We start from the raw sequence: 17,841 nt of genomic DNA on the forward strand, positions 1-17,841 counted from the left end.
CCCGTGATGCTTATATAATCTCAACTTAATGTTGAGGTAATTTATGCTGCTTAATCTTGCTACAACATAAACAAGAGAAGAAGCAGTATGAAGGAACCATTACTTTCTCTCTTACTAGTCCTGTTTACAAGGCTGCCAGATAGAAGTGCAGGCTGGTAGTACTCACGAAGTAAAAGTAGAGTTGGAAGAAGAAGGAGTAATGGGCCAGGAAGTGGTGGTGCTGGGCGACCGGCTGCGCAGCCAGGCCAAAGCGCTGAGCCAGCAGCGCAATAACCCAAACATCACCGTGGTGTCGGCTGACCAGATTGGCCGCTTTCAGGATGCCAACATAGGCGATGCAGTAAAGCGTATTCCGGGCGTTACCATGCAGAATGATCAGGGCGAGGCCTGCGACATCATTATCCGTGCTATGGCGCCTGAGTTAAACTCCGTAACCCTGAATGGTGACCGCATTCCTTCAGTTGAGGGCGGTAATCTCCGTGTGCAGATGGACCTGATCCCTTCGGATATGATTCAGACAGGGGAGGTAAACAAAACCCTAACGCGAGACATTCCACCTTTACGATTGGTGCGACCTGGAGGCCAAAATAAAGGCTGCTGAGGAAAGAGCAATGACTAAGAAGTAGATAAATTTAAAGCACTTTGTTAGCAATGCAGGCTATCTAAATAGGGTAGCCCGCATTGTTTTTAGCTCCGGTACACACCTACGGTACAACCTTTTTCCTGACGCTCTAGTTAAATTTTAAAGAATTACGAAGATAAAACTATGCATACAACAATATTAGTAACAGGTGCCACAGGAACTGTAGGTCGTGAGGTAGTGAAGCAACTATCCATGGTGGATGGCGACATAAGGGTGCGGGCAGGAGTACATTCTGTTATCAAAGGAGAAAACCTGAAGCGCTTGCCAGGAGTGGAGATTGTGGAAATGGACTTTGAGGAGCCAGACTCGCTGCATGCAGCCTTTACGCACGTAGATAAAGTTTTTTTGATCACTCCGTTTGCCTCTGACCAGATAGAAATGGCCAAGACACTGGTAGATGAAGCCAGAAAAGCTGGAGTGAAGCATATTGTAAAGCTATCGGCTTTGGGCGCACATGCTGAGCCAGGTATACAACTGGGCCGCTGGCACCGTGAGATAGAAAAGTACATTGAAAGCAGCGGCATGAAGTATACTTTTCTGCGCCCTGCGTCTTTTATGCAGAACTACATCCACTACAATACTGAAAGTATAAAGAAGGAAGGCAAGTTCTACGGTTCTACCGGCGATGGGAAGGTAAGCTATGTGGATGCCCGTGATATTGCTGCCGTAGGCGTAGAAGTGTTGACAAGTGAAGGTCATGAGGGAAAGGCGTACGATATTACTGGGCCGGAGTCGCTGTCGAATTATGAAGTGGCGCAGCTGATGAGTGAGGTGACTGGCCGCCAGATAGACTTTATCGATGTGCCGGATGCTGCTGCTAAAAAGGGTTTGACAGACCACGGCACTCCTGATTGGATGGCAGATGCCCTAGTGGAGCTGTACAGCGTGCAAAGAGCAGGTAAATCCAACAAGACAACTGATACAGTGGAGAAGGTTGCCGGGCGCAGGCCTCATAGCATGCGGCAGTTCCTGCAAGACCACAAAGAGTGCTTTGTGTAAGGCCTGATCTATACCTGACTGAACCTCCAAAGCGAGTAAAACAAAAGTCCCCTCCTGTTTTCAGGAGGGGACTTCTTATGTGTTTAGCTTATCAGCTATATCTATTCATCCAGGTTGCGGTAACGGTCACTTCGGCGAGTCTGGTAATTGTCCTGATCTCGGTTTCTACCAGAGTTTGAGTCTTGGTCGCCATAGCCGCGATAGTTCTCACGTGAGCTAGAGCCACGGTTGTCGCTATAGTAAGAGGTGCTGCTATCCATAGAACCATAACGGCTTTGGTCGCCGCCATAGCCACCTTGGTTGTAGCCACCCTGACCATAGCCGCTTTGTCCGTAACGGCTAGAGTAGTCGCCTTGGTTTGAGCTGCTAGAGCCGTATCCGCCCTGGCTACCGCTACCTGAGCCATAGCCATAGCCACCGCTCATGCCACTGCTGGAGTTGCTGTCGCCATAGCCTCCGCTGCTTCTGTCAGACGACATTCTGCCTTGTGAGCCATAGCTGGATCCACCGCTGTAGCCTTGGCCATAGTCGCTGCCTTGCGAACCGTATCTGGCTGAGCGATCTGAGCTATACTCATCGTTATAAGATCCGCCTCTTGAGCCATAACCACCCTGGCTGCCGTAGCCACCCTGCATAGAGCTCTGAGAGTCCCAGCCTCTTTGAGAGCCACGATCATCCTGATCATACTCACTCATGCCTCTGCTAGAGCCGTAGCCCATTGAGCCATAACGGTCACGGTCGCCGTAGTTACCTTGTGAGCTAGATCTGCCCGGGCCGGAGCCGGTCATACCATAACCACCGCCTTGCTGGCCACTGCTGCCGTAGCCGCTTCTGCCAGATGAGCCATAGCCACCTTGCCCATAGCCTCCCTGTGAGCCGAAACCTTGAGAAGATGATCCGTAGTTGCCTTGTGAACCATGGCCACCTTGTCCGCCTTGGCTGTAACGGCCCATACCGCCCTGGTCATTCATCATGCCATAATCGTTGTCGCGGTCCTGAGAGCGACGTCCGCCCATAGAACCTGAACCACTCATAGAGCCTGATCCACCATAGCTAGACTGTTGGTCGCGGTTAGAGCCGTAGCCAGAGCCGCTGTCTTGGTTGCCATAACGGCTAGAACCTTGGTTATGGCTGGTATAGCCACCACCTTGGTTACCAAAGTTACCACTCAGGCCACTTTCGTAGCTGCCGTAACTACCCTGCGAAGAGTTGCCCTGTGTACCAAAAGCACCTGACGTGCCACCTGATATCATGCCACCTTGTCTATCGCCTTCTCTATCTTCATAGCCACCTTGCATACCTCCTCTGCTAGCACCAAAGTCCTGGTCCTGATATCTCACGCGGTTGCCTTCCATGCCTCCTTGGCTGCCATAGTTAAAGCCGCCCTCTGAGCCTTGGCCGGAACCATAGTTATAGTTAGAGCCTCTTTGTGATCCGTATCCACCTGAAGAACCATATCCTCCGGAAGAGCCTGAACCACCGTAGCCACTACCTGAACCCTGAGACGAGCCATAGCCACCTCCTGAGTTACCATAGTTTCCTGTACCGCCATAGCCGCCTTGGCCACCGTAGTTACCTTGCATACCACTAGAGCCTTGGTTATAACCCCCCTGCATGCCAGAGCCGCGGTTCATGCCACCTCCCTGTGATGAAGAGCCGTAGTCGCCCTGATAACCATAGCCGCTCTGGCCGCCATAATTGCTGTTTTGGGAACCATAGCCATAACCGCCCTGGCTGCCATAGCCACTTTGGTTACCAGAGTTCTGGTTACCGTAGCCACCCTGGTTGCCCTGAGAAGTGCTGCCAGACATGGAGCCATAGTTGCCATAGTCTGATAGATTGCTGCTGCGGTCTGAGCCAGAAGAGCTGTCGGAACTTGAGCCTGATGTACTGCCAGTCATGTTGCTGTCTGACTTACCCGAAGTGCTGCTGGTTGATTTACCTTCTTTTTTAGATGATGAGCCAGATTTAGCTTTTGTAGTTGATGATTTAGAAGTTGAACCAGTAGTAGACTTACTGCCTGTGGAGCTGCTCTTTGGTGATGAGCTGGAGCTGCCTGTAGCTGAAGTCAAACTGCCAGATGAGCTATTCTTTGTACTATCTGATGTCGATGAAGTAGATGATGTTGGACTTGAGCTGCTGGAGGAGCCGCCCGACATATTGTTGGATGTCTGGTCCGAGTTTTGATTCTTCTCAGTTTCTTTCATAGTTCTGATCTCCCTAGTTTATAGTTGACGTTTATTAAGTTTGTTAGTACCCTCATTTGCACTTCCCGAGACCAGTGGGTATTCGATTCTGGTGTCGGATTTAAGTTGCCGTTACTGTAAAAGATTACGTGATAATAGGCCTTTTTATGTGTAACAGAACGTTTTAACTATACGAACCATACCACACATGGTTATTGCTATATTGCAGTGTTGCACCCGTAAACTACCACAGTAGAAGCGAGATATTATACAGTAGCGACAGCTTCAAATACATGAATTCTACCAGCTATCTGTACAGCAGAAGATAAGTCAGAAACGGAAGTGATAGGCTTAAGTGAGGCGGTAAGTACCTGATGATTATTTCGTTATTTATTTATCCGGATGTTTGCTGCTAATCCAGAAGTTATACTTACCTTTGCTCATATTATTAATTATTATCACAATGAAGACAGGTAAAGTAAAATTCTTTAACGTATCTAAAGGATTTGGCTTCATCGTTGACGATGAAACCAATCAAGACATTTTCGTGCATCAAACTGGTTTGACCCATGAAATCCGCGAGAATGACCGCGTATCTTATGAGGTTAAAGATGGTAAAAAAGGTTTGAACGCTATCAACGTAGAGAGAATCTAAGTTATAAGCTACCAATAGCCGACAGGCATTGTAAAAGTCTTTTACCCGCTCAGGAAACTGGGCGGGTTTTTTGATTATTGACTGTTACTATTTTGCTTCTCCTGATTACGTTCCTCACCTTTTTCCAAGCCTTCCTGTATCAGTTCGTTTGCTTCCTGCTTATCCTCCTTGTCCGCTCTTGGATGTACCTGCTCATGCTCCCGCTGAGGCTCAAAGCTTAGGGTGATCATAATAGGGAAGTGATCAGAGCCAAACTTAGGTAAGCGGCGTAAGCTTACCAGCCTGAACACCGGATCATAAAATACGTGATCTAAGGGATAGCGAAAAAAAGGCACAAAGGCGTTGTAGGTGTTGAAAAAACCTCTGCCTACACGAGGGTCTATCAGGCCACTAATCTCCTTAAACAGCTTTGTAGTTTTTGACCAGGCTACATCGTTCAAGTCGCCGGCTACTACGGCAGGATAGGGTGCTTTCTTCGCCTCTTTGGCTACCAACAGCAATTCGGCCTCTCGTGTTTCCGTGTTCAGCATGAGGCGCGGTGGCTGTGGGTGTACTGTAAATAAGCTGACCTTATCGCCGCTAGGTAATTCTATAACGGTATAGAAAGATGGAATTCCATCTTCTACCAAGTACCTGATTTCGCTATCATGCAGTTTGTTTCTGCTCCAGAACAGCATGCCGTAGGTGTTGTCCAGCGGCTTCTTTATAGCGTAAGGGTACCGCTCATCCAATACTTTGCACACACTGTCGTGCCACGCCTGGTCAGGCTCATTCATGATGAGCATATCCGGGTTAGCCTCTAATACCCGCTCCAGAAACTTGTCATATTTCTGATTCACCATCCGCACATTCGAGATCATCAATGTGAATGCATTGGTTGGATTTGCCTTCTCTGTGCGAAGAGCCTCCACTTTAACAACAGGCGTAAAGTGAATGATGTAGCGTAACTCATTAAGTATGGCTAGCGCCCATACGACTACCATCACAATTTCAGATGTGCTCTGTACACCATAAACTGCCACGTAAGCAGCTAAAATGATAGACAACAACAGGGCAACGTGAAGTCGCGGGAAATCTAGTATTCTGATCCACCACAGAGGGGAGGTAATAAGAGGCAAAAAGGAAAAAAGGGTGAAAATAAAACCAAGTATGACAAGTGTGGTTTGCATGTAGTAAGAGTGCTTTAAATGGGGTGCTTCTGCATACTACTATACGAAGGTATTAGTTGCCTGTGCAACTTTTTTGCATTCTTTAGCAGGAAAAAGATAGGGTGTAAAAAGACAGCCCCGGCAACTACCAAATGGGCTGCCGGGGCTGTCTTTTTATTTTAATTGTAAAGCTTATTATTCTGCTTTATCGGTAGCTACGCGTATACCTACAGCCAGTATGTTTGGTAGAGGGTCGCGACGCATGTATTGGGTAAGCTTCAGTTTATACTTGCCTTGCTTTTCGAATTTTACATTGTCGATAGCAAGAGCCTGTAAATCGTAGATGTCGCTGGAGCCGTTACCAAGAGGCTTTCCTGTTTTAGAATCCATCAACAGCACCTCATGTAGCTTTGATGAAACCTGCGTGCTGTCAGGACCAACCAATTGGTGGCGTAAGTACAAATTATAATAGTCGTACTTCAGGTTATAGCGCACATTAAAGTACACATCGTATACCTGTGTAGTATCCTGAATCTCAAATTCAAAAACAGGCGCATTGTCTATTTGCCAATTGCCTTCAGGCAAATCTACGTTTTGCTCATATACCCTTGCCGGGTCGCAGGCAGTAAACAGTAGCACGAGTGCTACTGCCCACATCCTTACAATTTTATGCATCGTTGCGTGGTGGTTTATTGCTTTGGTCTTGTTTCTTGCCTCTGAACGGTTTTCGCGAACGCTTTTTAGGGCGCTGCTCATTGTTGCCGTTCTGAGACTGAACTGTTCCCTCAGGAGTGCTTCCAGATGCTTGTACCTCAGCTTTTGGCCTTGGCTCACGTCGTTCACGCCGCTCTCTTGGTTCTCGGTTTTCGCGTGACTCATTGCCTTCCTGGCCTTCTTTATTTTTGTTTCTGTTGCGTGTTGGGCGCTGCTTACGAGATTTTTGCTCCTGCAGCTCACCATCCTGAGGTTGCTGAACGCGTTCTTGCTTTTCTTTCTTTGGCTGAGGCGCTTCAACAGCTTTCTCCTGCTGCTGAGCTTGCTCTGGCTGCGTAGTAGCGGCGTCGGCTCCCTTTTTCTTTTTCTTCTTTTTCTTCTTCTTTTTGCTCTTGAACTTTTCGTCCAGTCGCTCCAAGTTACCCTCTACCTGTGCTACAAACTCGTTTTGCTTTGGCTCCTCTACTGGTTCAACTAGAAGGGCCTCTACGGCTACACCTTTAGAATTGAGCTCCAGAATTTCCTGCACACGCTCTACCGGCACCGGGTACCAGTTATTATCGCCCTTATAGCCAAACCACATCATACGTTTGAAGATGTCGGTCTTCTGAAGTATAGCGTCGCCCTGCTGTGTCTGCAGCGGGCGGTTCACAGTTGGAATATCCTTCAGGGCCTCCATATACGTCTCTAGCTCATAGTTGAGGCAGCACTTTAAGCGGCCGCACTGACCGCTGAGCTTGCTTGGATTAAGCGACAGGTTCTGGTAACGCGCCGCTGTGGTAGACACACTCTTAAAGTCAGTAAGCCAGGTAGAGCAGCAAAGCTCACGGCCACATGAGCCAATGCCACCCAGTCTGCCTGCCTCATGGCGTAGGCTTATCTGGCGCATCTCTACGCGAATCTTAAACTCCTCGGCCAGCTTCTTGATCAGGTCACGGAAATCTACGCGGTCATCAGCTGAGTAGTAGAAGGTTGCCTTGCTCTTATCAGCCTGGTACTCTACATCCGAAAGCTTCATCTTCAACCCGAGCATCTGGATGATCTCGCGGCTGCGGTACATGGTGGTGCCTTCCTGATCGCGGGCCTCGTTGAACTTCTCCATGTCGCGCTCAGTCGCGATGCGGTAGATGCTGCGGATTTCTTCATTGTTATCCACTTTCTTTTTGAGCATCTGAAGGCGCACAAGTTCTCCCTTCAAGGATACAAAGCCAATGTGATGTCCATTCGGTACATCCACTACCACAGCGTCGCCGGTTGTCAAGTCCAGGCGGTTTATATTACGGAAGAAGTCTTTACGGCCTCCCTTGAATCTTATTTCTACAATATCGAACTCCTCAAACGACGTTGGAATATCCATGTCGCTGAGCCAGTCGAACACGTTTAAACGGTTGCAGCCACCTGTGCTGCATCCGCCGTTGCTTTTGCAGCCGCTTACGCCGGTACTGCATCCGCCACTAGAACATGAATTACATCCCACAATTTTATCTCCTTATATAGCTATGCTAATTCTTGTTTTCAAATTAGGTAATTTAACAAATATACTAATTTTTTAGGCTTTTGCTTTTGCAGCCCCTAAAAGTACAAGTAAGGCAACAACAGCCTATGGCCTTTGGTGCCCTTGTGTAGTTAACAACAGGGCTATTTACGAAAAAAGTGCCGCATTGCGACAGGCATGGAAATAAAGTATAATTTTAAGGAATGCTTCGGAAGTTACTGTCTCATGCGGCTATTTATGGCTTGGCTGCGCAAATACCGCGCATAGCCGGAGTTCTGGCGCTACCCATCATTACGCCTCACCTCACCACCACAGACTATGGTGTGGCTGGTGTCGTAACAGCATATGTAACCGCATTGGGTGTTGTACAGTCGCTAGGGTTAAGCGTGGTAATGGCTAACGCCTATGTAAAGCACCCAACGCGGTATAAGTGGGTGTGGCGGCAGTTGCATGGTTTTTTTATATTGTGGTCTGTCGTTTATAATGCAGTGCTTGCAGCAGTACTTTTCCTTGGAATACCTGCCGAGGCTGTAGAAGATAGGTGGGAGATAATAATTCTACAGGTAGTACCGGCTTTTTTTCTAAACCATACGATTTTCTTTGGAGGCTTTTTATATCGAATACAGCAGCGACCTTTTCCTGTAGCTGTGCAATCTTTTGTAGTGGGAGCTTTAACTATAGGTTTAAACATATATTTTATAGCTTGCCTACAGTTGGGGTATATGGGGTGGTTTTACTCCGGCTTTATAGGGGGATGTGCTAGTTTTACAATTTATGTTTATCCTGTGTATTGGCAGGAGAAGCTCTGGCCAATACTTAATTTTAAGTGGTACCGCTTGAAGTCTTCACTTCGAGTAAGCTTACCCTCTATCCCACATCACCTATCAGTGTTTCTACTGGATGTATCTGACAGGTTAGTGATGGATGTCCTGCGTGTACCGGTACAGCGGATTGGCTTATACAACATTGCATCGAGTTTTGGGTTGTACTTTTCAGCAGCCTCTTATGCTGTGGTACAGGCTGCTAGTCCTATGTACATGCAGATATATGCAAGCACAGCCGCCTATGACAGTCAATTGAAAATTCGTCGAGTAACTTTTACGTTACAAGGGCTATTTTTAGTAACAACATCATTACTTTCGTTATGGATGAAAGAAATTTTTCAGCTACTTATTAAAAATGATGTGTTGCAGCAAGCTTATCCACTTGCCATTATTATTCTCATGGGGTACAATTATAAACCAATGCACTTAGTGGTAGAGAGTAGGCTATTTTACCAGGAGAGGACGGAGCAGCTTTGGAAAATATCTTTTGTAGCGGGTGTAGGAAATGTAATACTAAACCTGCTTCTGATTCCGCTGTTTGGTATAGAAGCAGCAGCTTTTACTACTTTTGTTTCCCTCATGTACACGGGGTACAGCGGTTTTCTACTAAAGAGCTTTAAACAGTCACAGCTTATTAACTTTTATCCTGTTGTCTCATTAGCTTTAACAGTAGCACTATTGTTGGGAATATACTTTATAGCTGATAGAGGTATTTTGTTTAAGGTGATGATATCCATTGTAGTACTTGTAGCCGGGGTAATTTTTTTCGTCCTGATCAACAAGAAAAGGTGCAAGGTTAATACTCAATGATTCTGTATAATTTCTTTATAAAGGTCATATAATTTAGGAGCTATAGCCTGTATAGAAAAGTGCCTAAGATAGTCCTCTCTGATGTTACTACTGCTGTATTTCTCCCTATTCACGACTATATACTCCATAGCTTTAGATAGCTCTACGGGATTATCTTTCTCTACTAGAAGGCCATTTATAGAATTTACGGTTGTTTCTGGACCTCCACATCGTGTAGCTATTATTGGTTTACCGCATGCAATAGCTTCTACATACACTATGCCCATAGATTCATATTGACTAGCCAGTACAAAAGCGTTGCAACTTTGAAATTCTTGTATCGCAGCTTTTCTATCTAGTTCTCCCAGCCATGTAAAATTTTCTGCAATACCCAAAGAAAATGTTAACTCTTTACAATGATCTAGAAATGGTCCATCTCCCCCTATCCTGAAATTGATGTTCTTATATTTCAGCAGTAATTCCTTTGCAGCAAACACCACTAAATCAGTTCCCTTATTGGGTGCAACATATGAAAGGGAAAAGAAAGTAAAGGCATCTGTATTGACATTTGCTACTGAAGCCGGTGCAAAGATATTCTCGTTAACAAAATTAGGTATCATTACCGTATTCATAATTCCCTGCTTATACATTACCTCTTGTTGAAATGGACTGACAGCTATATTCACAGCAGATTTAATGTACGGCTGCTTATAATAGGCCAATAGCTTACCTTCCTTATTTAAAGTATGTGGCCATGGAAATGGACCCATGCGCTCACTAAGGCAAAAAGGTATATTACGTTTTTCAGCCACTTCCATGGCTATCAGGCCCGCAGGAAACCCTACGTGGGCATGAATAACATCGACAGGTCCAAAATCTGCTTCAAAATTCTTTAAGTTCTCAATATTTGATTTGACAACTCCTTTAAGATTACCCTTTAGTATCTTTCTAGTCCATGTAAAGGTGGGCCTGTGATACACTTTCAGATTAGAAAGAAGACTAGTCTGATAGGGTGTAGTATTAGCTTTGATAACTTTCCAAAGATTTTTGATGTGGTGCTTTGTCCATAAAAGGAAATCCTCATCCTGCTGTCCCCAAACACTGATGCCTACATTAACAGACGGGTAGTATTGACAAAATGCTTCTGTCTGCTCTTTTATCATCGTACCACTAACAGGATGATCTTTAGAGGGAAACCAAGAGGGGATCACAAATACGTTCATTCTGTTTAGGTAGTATTGCTCTATTAATATCGATTTACTATCAAGACGCTCTGACTTGAAAGTAGAAAGGTAGTATATAAGCTGCCAGTTCGCTAAAACAATAATATAATTTCGATTGATATAGATAGCCTTCACCAAATCTTTGCGAAAAGTTTAGGTGAAGGCTATCTATAGTAAATTTGGTAATCACGTATAGAACTCAAAAGTAACTAACCACCATGCCCAACTTCCATTTCTCTTTCCTTACGCCCCAGAGCTTGCCGCAGCTGCACTCTACTTTCCTTAAGGCCTTTGCTGACTATGTAGTTCCAATACAGCTAAGTGAGGAGCAGTTTAAAGATAAAATTGAGCGGGAAGGAGTAGTGGTAGATTTTAGCGTTGGGGTATTTGTAGGGAAAGAGATGGTTGGCTTTATACTTACTGGCTTGGGAGAGTGGCAAGGTAAGCCAGCGGCATATAATGCGGGTACAGGTGTTGTACCTGGTTATAGAGGACACCAGTTAACACAGCGGATGTATGAATTTATGCTGCCAAAACTGCGAGAGAGTGGCATAGAGCTTTGCCTGCTAGAGGTTATACAAGAAAACATACCTGCACTGAGGTCATACGAGCGCATTGGGTTCAAGGCTACACGCTCTCTCCTTTGCTTCAGGGCCATGAAAGAGGATCTGCTACTGCAGCAGGTAGAGGAGCCAACCGAAGTTATTATAAAGCCTGCTATTAAGCCCTCTTTTAAAGTTTATCAAAGTTATTTAGATGTTGCCCCTACTTGGCAAAACGATATGGCCTCCCTGAAAAGAAGTAAAGGTCAAAACACGATACTTGAGGCACTGAATGCAGAGCAGGAGGTGGTAGGATACATTTCATTCTTCATAAAGAACGGAGCAGTAGCACAGTTAGCTGTAGATAAGCAATGGCGCAGGAAAGGAGTAGCGACAGCATTACTCCGGGAAGCCGTCAAGCAGGTGCAGGCGCCTTCTATTATGTTCATTAACATTGAGAGCACAGCTAAAGATGTAGTATCATACCTTGAGAGACGACACTTCAAGCTCATCTTAAAGCAGTATGAAATGGTGATGCCAATTGTATAGAGTACCGCCTGAAATATCAGGACATCTATTTAAAAGTTACAACAATCTTCAAAGGGGTTATTAGCCTTTATAAATGCTTACTTTTGTGCTTTGTTAACCAAACACCAAGAACTATGAATACGGCGTGGTTTTACCTTATACTGGCTGGCATATGCGAAATTGGCTGGGCTTTTGGCTTGAAGTATAGCGAAGGGTTTACTAAGCTAGGAGTGAGTGTGGTTACGGTTATAGTAATGATACTAAGCTTTGTGTTGCTTTCTCAGGCCATGAAAACACTTCCTTTAGGTACTGCTTATGCAATCTGGACCGGAATAGGGGCTGCAGGTACAGCTATACTAGGCATTGCTTTTCTGAATGAGCCGCGCGATTTGATCCGCATTTTTTGTATCCTGCTTATTATAGCCGGAGTAGTAGGGTTGAAGGTTTTTTCAGGGGCTAAATAGTTACTCTAGCATCTGGTATACTTCTACCACGTTCTTGGAGAAGAGATAAAGGTATCCATTCCCTACGAGCGCAGAGACGAACTTCTTGTCAATTGGCAGGTCTAGTACCCTTTCTTTCTGAGTATAGAGATCAAGAAAGTAAAGTTTCCCATCCATTAGGAAGTACAGCTCATTGTTCCTGAATCCAATGTGGCTTAGCCCATTGTAAGGAAGCTTCTTTTTATAATTGCCAAGGTTATCGAAAATGAGTATACCGCTGTTATAGTCGAGCAGATATACTAGATTCTGGTATTCCCGCAGCTGACGTACGTCGAACTGTTCACGGTTTAGCAGCAAGTTTAAGGGGGTTTCAACTGTTAGCTGCCTGATGGATGGGTTTAACTTTCCTAAAGTTAGGCTAGTCTCATCAAAAAGCCAGTAACCTTGGTCTGCCGCAGGGGCAGCTACTTTGGCCATGCCTTCATACTGCAAATCCAGCAAGTTGCTTGTGCTGATAGGTCTTAGAAATCTATCCAGAAGGACAAGCTCTTGACTGCCTTCATAAAACAGCACAATCTTCATTGGGTCCCAAGCGTGGATGCTGGTAATGCGTCCTCTAGCAGGAGGAGAATATGTGTCTACAGGTTGCCCGTTCGGAGCTAGGCGTAACAGGTTTAAGCGACCATCAAGAATATACAAGAGGCCGTTTCTGTCTAATGAAATAGTAGTGGGGGAGCTAACCGAGATACTGTGGCTATAGGTAAGAATAGGTGCCTTCAACGTGTCCTGCGCCTGTAGCATAAGTGGTGCTAAACACACCATCAGCAAAAGTATAAATAGCTTAGCCTTCAAAAGTTTTAAGCTCTAGTTTATCTCCGTCATACACACCGTAGGTACAAAAATTAACCCATTCTCCCAAGTTTACATACTGCGCCTGATCTCCAATGGGCAATTCCAGTGGCAGGTGTCGGTGCCCAAACACGTAATAATCATGATGTTGCTTCTGCTCTACCTCCTGGCTGTACTGCACCAGCCATTCGCGCTCCCCAAAGAACTGCTCATCTTTTTTTACATTGCTGATGCGGCTTCGTCTGGACCACATGTTTGCAATGCCTATGCCTGCGTTTGGGTGTATGCGTGCAAAAAGCCACTGACACATCTTGTTATCAAAGACCTTCTTCAACACCTTATAGGTATGATCTCCGGGGCCTAAACCATCTCCGTGGCCAATATAAAAGGTCTTGTCTCCAATAGTAGTGGAAATAGGCTTACGGATGATGGGAATATTGAGCTCATTCGGGAAGTAGTCAAACATCCACATATCATGGTTCCCCGTGAAAAAAAGCACAGGTAAGCCTGAGTCAGTCAGCTCCGCTAACTTGCCTTGCAACCGCACATAGCCTTTGGGAATAGCATGCTTATACTCAAACCAAAAGTCAAAAATGTCACCAAGTAGAAGTATGGCGGCTGCATCCTGCTGAGCCATATCAAGCCAACGTACAATTTTCTTTTCGCGGGCAAGGCTGGTTTTGGCGTCTGGTACACCTAGATGGAAATCGGAAGCGAAGTATACTTTTTTGCCTGGCGCTAATTCGTTAATGCGGAAGGTCATCTATCAGGAAAAGGACTAACTGTTTAGGGCCATGAGCGCCCATTACCAGAGTTTTTTCGATATCAGCGGTACGGCTTGGGCCACTAACCAACGATACCATGGAAGGAAAATTAGTTTTATACTTGTCGCGTACGCGTTGCAATCCATCTTTGATGTCTGCGACTAGCTGGCTTGCTTTGGCTACCACCATATGTGTGGTAGGATAAATAGTAAGCCTGCGCCCTCCAAAATTGGCAGAGCTCACCATAACGCTCCCGGTGCGTGTGATCAATGCCTCGCAGGAGGTAAGGCTGGCTTCTACGTCCTGTACAAAGTTCTCCTCATCAGCTGCGAAGTCTATACCTGCTTGGTGTACGGCATTCTGCAGATTAGGCTCCCAAATACAAAGGTGCTGCAGGTTTTGCTCCTTTTTATAGACGTACAGTTGATCAAAAAAGTCTTCCTCATTCTCGCAGTAAACAAACACACCTGCATTCTTGATGAAGTTTTCGGCAAACACTACCGACATATCTTCTAATGCAATGGGTGCATGCAGCGGTGAGTTGAAGTCTGGGGTAGGAGGCAGAAAAGGCGCCGACTTAGCCAGCGCCTCTCTTACTCTTCTTAAAACTATTTCTTTAGATTTAGCTTCGTACATGCCTGTAATGGTCAAGCTGTTCTCGAATTTATGTTGTCTTGTTCTGCAGTAGAGCTCCCGTTACCGTTGTTTTGCAACGGAGTGCCTGGTACGTTACCCTCTTCTTGTTCCGGGTGCTGTGTCTGGCCAAGCTCAACTGGATGAGTCTGCTCTACCTCGCTCTTCGTCTGGCTACGGTCTGTACCTGCAGTATGTGCCTGGTAAGTAGTCAAGGCATCAAACGGACGAGGACCAACTAAGCGCTCCAAGTCGTTTTGGAACAGTATCTCTTTCTCCAGGAGCTCCTGTGCTACTACCTCTAGCTCATGACGCTTGTCTGATAGTAACTGCTTCGTACGTTCGTAGGCTGCGTTGATAATGCTACGCACTTCCTCGTCGATTGTCTCAGCGGTAGCCTCAGAGTATGGTTTGCTAAACGCCATGTCAGATTGCTTCGAATCATAGAACGAAACATTACCAATTTTAGCGTTCATGCCATACATGGTTACAATGCTGTAAGCCATTTTAGTAATTCGCTCCAGGTCACTTAGTGCACCTGTAGAAATCTTACCAAACACGATCTCCTCAGCGGCACGGCCACCAAGAGCCATGCACATTTCGTCGATCAACTGTTCTGTGGTATATAGGAACTGCTCCTTTGGCAGGTACTGTGCATATCCCAACGCAGCAACACCACGTGGAACAATACTTACCTTAACCAACGGATCTGCGTGCTCCAGGAACCAGCCTGCGATAGCATGACCAGCCTCGTGGTAAGCCACAATTTTCTTCTCTTCAGGAGAGATGATTTTGTTCTTTTTCTCTAAACCACCAATCACACGGTCTACAGCGTCGTTAAAATCCTGCTGATCTACAGCCTTTTTATTACGACGTGCAGCAATTAGAGCGGCTTCGTTACAAACGTTGGCAATCTCAGCACCGGCAAAGCCTGGAGTCTGTGCAGCCAGTTTCTTCGCATCCACATCCGGAGCCAACGTAAGCGGTCCAAGGTGTACTTTAAAGATCTCAGTACGGCCATTGATGTCTGGCTTGTCTATACTAATCTGGCGGTCGAAACGGCCAGGACGCAGCAACGCAGAGTCCAGCGTATCTGGGCGGTTAGTAGCTGCAAGTATAATTACACCTGAGTCAGTCGCGAAACCGTCCATTTCCACTAGCAGGGAGTTCAGCGTGTTTTCGCGCTCATCGTTGCCACCTGGGGTAGCACCACGGCTACGGTGACGGCCAATTGCATCGATCTCATCGATAAAGATGATACAAGGTGCTTTTGCTTTAGCTTGCTTAAACAGGTCGCGCACACGAGCTGCACCCACACCCACAAACATCTCCACAAAGTCAGAGCCTGAAAGTGAGAAGAAAGGCACATCTGCTTCGCCAGCTACAGCTTTGGCCAATAACGTTTTACCAGTACCTGGAGGGCCAACTAGCAATGCTCCTTTTGGTATTTTACCACCCAGGATAGTGAACTTGCTAGGGTTCTTCAGGAACTCTACAATTTCCTGCACTTCTTCCTTAGCTTCCTCAAGACCAGCCACATCTTTGAATGTGATCTTTACCTTGTTTTCAGCATCGAAAAGAGCTGCTTTTGATTTGCCAATGTTAAAAATCTGTCCGCCTGTGCCGCCAGATGTTACACGGCGCATCAGGAACCAGAAGCCAAACAGAAGCAAAATCAGGAAGCCCCACTGAAAGAAGAAATCAGCAAAGCCAGTGCGTGTTTCAGGTTTCAGGGGCACCTGCTCCTCACGAGGCAGTTCAGCCTGAAGCTTATCCAAGTCCTCTTTGAAAGACTCCGCAGAGATCACCTGGAAGTGGTAGTGAGGGCCTTGATCCATGGTGAGAACACCACGGTCGTTCAGTTCAGCTTTGTATTTTTCATTCTGGAGGGCTTCCTGCTCGAGGTACACCTCCACCGTTTTACCATTTACAAGGGTGAGTCTGTCAACGTCACCGCTCAGTAGCATCTCTTCAAAATCCTGTTGTGTGGTTTCTATAGAGGAATTGCTCTTGTTTAGGTAGGTCAGTCCAAAAATCAGAAGGATCAGCACGGCCAGCATCCACAGCTGCATGGTAGGGCGGGGAGGCGTATTCGGGATGATCGGCTTCTTTTTCTTATTGTTGCCTTTATTGTTATTTTCTGCCATTGATAGTTTGAATGTCGATTATATGGGAAACAAGGGGCTGGCCTCAAAAGTTTTGGCACCGGCCCCTAGTGTTAGACAGATTCCACGTGCTCTATCTTGGCGTCGCCCCAAAGCTCTTCCAAAGCATAGAATTCACGCTTGTCTCTCAGGAAAACGTGTGCTACTACATCCACATAGTCCAGCAGCACCCACTCTTTATTTGTGCGGCCTTCGGTTTGCCATGGGTTCTGGCCAATTGCCTTATGAACCTCCTCCTCAATAGAAGAGGCAATGGCATCCAACTGTGTGTCGGAGCTTGCGGATGCTATTACGAAGTAATCTGATACAGCGTTTTTAAGTGATTTAAGGTTCATCACAACTATATCGGAAGCCTTCTTCTCCTGCATGCCCTTCACTACAAGCTCTGCCAATATGTCGGAAGTAGCCTCAACCTTGGTTTCTTTCATTTGTGCTCTTTAAATTTGATGTACAAAAGTATTAAATTCTGCTCTAATTATATGTTGCCTAATACGCTGTTTATGGGCCAGCAGCTGCTTTTCATCGCAGCCTGTGCATCCACCAACTCAGAGGCCCAACAGCTTCTTATCAAAAATGAAGCCACAGAAGGTTGTACTGTTATTACGCACAAACAAACGCAAGGGCGTGGGCAACGCGGTAATTCTTGGGAGGCGGAGCCTGGTCAGAATATTACCCTTTCTGTTATTCTGTCACCTTCATTTCTGGCTGTGCGGAGGCAGTTTTACCTCAACATGGCCGTATCGTTGGCGGTACTGGATCTTTTGCGCGAACAAGGCATGCAGAAGGCCCAGGTAAAGTGGCCAAACGATTTATTCTTTGAAGATAAGAAACTCGGCGGGATTCTGATAGAAAACACTATAAATAGTCACACCCTACAACACAGTATTGTCGGGATTGGTTTAAATGTGAACCAGTTACGTTTCTCTTCCCCTGCAGCAACCTCAATGGCTAACGTTAGCAGGCGTGCATTTGATCTGGAGAAAGTGACCATGCGCTTGCTGGAATTATTAGAGAAGCGCTATCTGCAACTGCGAAACGGCCAAACTGATCGGCTAAAAGTTGAATACCTGCAGGGGCTTTACCGCTACCAGGAAGTGCATGCCTTTAAGATCGGAGACCAGGAAGTGCAAGGGCAGATATTAGGTGTGAACGAAGAAGGTCGCCTGGCTGTGAAGATTGGTAATGAGCTGCGGTACTTCGACTTTAAAGAAATAGCACATGTTATTAACTGTTAAACTGGT

At 46.0% G+C, this 17,841-nt stretch carries 18 protein-coding genes; 8 read left to right on the forward strand and 10 right to left on the reverse strand.

Annotated features, from left to right (window positions below):
* Window positions 1-181 precede the first annotated feature (181 nt).
* Both PKOR_RS09100 and PKOR_RS09105 read left to right on the forward strand, forming a co-directional pair.
* A complete protein-coding gene (locus tag PKOR_RS09100; protein WP_235337410.1) occupies window positions 182-601 on the forward strand; it encodes a TonB-dependent receptor plug domain-containing protein in 420 nt (139 codons plus the stop codon).
* Window positions 602-766: 165 nt separating this feature from the next.
* Window positions 767-1,642, forward strand: coding sequence for an SDR family oxidoreductase (locus PKOR_RS09105; RefSeq protein WP_046310278.1), 876 nt, complete (start codon window positions 767-769; stop codon window positions 1,640-1,642).
* Window positions 1,643-1,743: 101 nt separating this feature from the next.
* Here PKOR_RS09105 and PKOR_RS25240 read toward each other — a convergent pair whose 3' ends face one another.
* A complete protein-coding gene (locus PKOR_RS25240) occupies window positions 1,744-3,543 on the reverse strand; it encodes a hypothetical protein (protein WP_046310279.1) in 1,800 nt (599 codons plus the stop codon).
* On the opposite strand from PKOR_RS25240, the gene PKOR_RS09115 reads away from it, so the two are divergent.
* Window positions 3,542-3,829: a hypothetical protein gene (locus PKOR_RS09115; RefSeq protein WP_046310280.1), complete on the forward strand. Its 288-nt coding sequence runs from the start codon at window positions 3,542-3,544 to the stop codon at window positions 3,827-3,829. The two genes, PKOR_RS25240 and PKOR_RS09115, sit on opposite strands and share 2 nt — an antisense overlap.
* A gap of 462 nt (window positions 3,830-4,291) precedes the next feature.
* Window positions 4,292-4,483: a cold-shock protein gene (locus PKOR_RS09120; protein ID WP_046310281.1), complete on the forward strand. Its 192-nt coding sequence runs from the start codon at window positions 4,292-4,294 to the stop codon at window positions 4,481-4,483.
* Window positions 4,484-4,557: 74 nt separating this feature from the next.
* Here PKOR_RS09120 and PKOR_RS09125 read toward each other — a convergent pair whose 3' ends face one another.
* The 3 genes from PKOR_RS09125 to PKOR_RS09135 all read right to left on the reverse strand — a co-directional run bounded on the left by PKOR_RS09125 (window position 4,558) and on the right by PKOR_RS09135 (window position 7,723).
* On the reverse strand, window positions 4,558-5,652 hold the full coding sequence (locus PKOR_RS09125; protein WP_046310282.1) for an endonuclease/exonuclease/phosphatase family protein: 1,095 nt from the start codon (window positions 5,650-5,652) through the stop codon (window positions 4,558-4,560).
* A gap of 174 nt (window positions 5,653-5,826) precedes the next feature.
* Window positions 5,827-6,306: a gliding motility lipoprotein GldH gene (locus PKOR_RS09130; protein ID WP_046310283.1), complete on the reverse strand. Its 480-nt coding sequence runs from the start codon at window positions 6,304-6,306 to the stop codon at window positions 5,827-5,829.
* A complete protein-coding gene (locus PKOR_RS09135) occupies window positions 6,299-7,723 on the reverse strand; it encodes a PSP1 domain-containing protein (protein WP_071843128.1) in 1,425 nt (474 codons plus the stop codon). The genes PKOR_RS09130 and PKOR_RS09135 overlap by 8 nt, the downstream gene beginning before the upstream one ends.
* A 509-nt stretch (window positions 7,724-8,232) precedes the next feature.
* Here PKOR_RS09135 and PKOR_RS25150 point away from each other — a divergent pair.
* A complete protein-coding gene (locus PKOR_RS25150; RefSeq protein ID WP_162488653.1) occupies window positions 8,233-9,474 on the forward strand; it encodes a lipopolysaccharide biosynthesis protein in 1,242 nt (413 codons plus the stop codon).
* Here PKOR_RS25150 and PKOR_RS09145 read toward each other — a convergent pair.
* Window positions 9,468-10,811: a glycosyltransferase family 4 protein gene (locus tag PKOR_RS09145; RefSeq protein ID WP_235337505.1), complete on the reverse strand. Its 1,344-nt coding sequence runs from the start codon at window positions 10,809-10,811 to the stop codon at window positions 9,468-9,470. The genes PKOR_RS25150 and PKOR_RS09145 overlap by 7 nt on opposite strands.
* A gap of 83 nt (window positions 10,812-10,894) precedes the next feature.
* Between PKOR_RS09145 and PKOR_RS09150 the strand changes: the two genes are divergently transcribed.
* Window positions 10,895-11,767: a GNAT family N-acetyltransferase gene (locus PKOR_RS09150; RefSeq protein WP_046310286.1), complete on the forward strand. Its 873-nt coding sequence runs from the start codon at window positions 10,895-10,897 to the stop codon at window positions 11,765-11,767.
* Between the two features lie 113 nt (window positions 11,768-11,880).
* Window positions 11,881-12,210 (forward strand): DMT family transporter, encoded by a 330-nt coding sequence (locus PKOR_RS09155; protein WP_046310287.1) that lies wholly within the window; start codon window positions 11,881-11,883, stop codon window positions 12,208-12,210.
* Here PKOR_RS09155 and PKOR_RS09160 read toward each other — a convergent pair whose 3' ends face one another.
* From PKOR_RS09160 to rsfS, 5 genes are all read right to left on the reverse strand, one after another.
* Entirely contained in the window at window positions 12,211-13,041 is an 831-nt protein-coding gene (locus PKOR_RS09160) for a hypothetical protein (protein WP_046310288.1), read from the reverse strand. It abuts the gene before it with no gap.
* Window positions 13,031-13,801 (reverse strand): UDP-2,3-diacylglucosamine diphosphatase, encoded by a 771-nt coding sequence (locus PKOR_RS09165; RefSeq protein WP_046310289.1) that lies wholly within the window; start codon window positions 13,799-13,801, stop codon window positions 13,031-13,033. The genes PKOR_RS09160 and PKOR_RS09165 overlap by 11 nt, the downstream gene beginning before the upstream one ends.
* Window positions 13,785-14,438, reverse strand: coding sequence for a LutC/YkgG family protein (locus PKOR_RS09170; RefSeq protein ID WP_046314288.1), 654 nt, complete (start codon window positions 14,436-14,438; stop codon window positions 13,785-13,787). The genes PKOR_RS09165 and PKOR_RS09170 overlap by 17 nt, the downstream gene beginning before the upstream one ends.
* Before the next feature lie 11 nt (window positions 14,439-14,449).
* Window positions 14,450-16,582, reverse strand: a complete 2,133-nt coding sequence (ftsH, locus tag PKOR_RS09175; RefSeq protein WP_046310290.1) for an ATP-dependent zinc metalloprotease FtsH — start codon at window positions 16,580-16,582, stop codon at window positions 14,450-14,452.
* A gap of 71 nt (window positions 16,583-16,653) precedes the next feature.
* Window positions 16,654-17,028, reverse strand: a complete 375-nt coding sequence (gene rsfS, locus PKOR_RS09180; protein ID WP_046310291.1) for a ribosome silencing factor — start codon at window positions 17,026-17,028, stop codon at window positions 16,654-16,656.
* A 51-nt stretch (window positions 17,029-17,079) separates the two neighbouring features.
* Here rsfS and PKOR_RS09185 point away from each other — a divergent pair, with 51 nt between their 5' ends.
* Complete coding sequence (locus PKOR_RS09185; protein WP_052739104.1) at window positions 17,080-17,835, forward strand: biotin--[acetyl-CoA-carboxylase] ligase; 756 nt, start codon at window positions 17,080-17,082, stop codon at window positions 17,833-17,835.
* The last annotated feature ends 6 nt before the right edge of the window (window positions 17,836-17,841 follow it).

The organism is Pontibacter korlensis, assembly GCF_000973725.1.
In the GTDB taxonomy this organism is placed as follows: domain Bacteria; phylum Bacteroidota; class Bacteroidia; order Cytophagales; family Hymenobacteraceae; genus Pontibacter; species Pontibacter korlensis.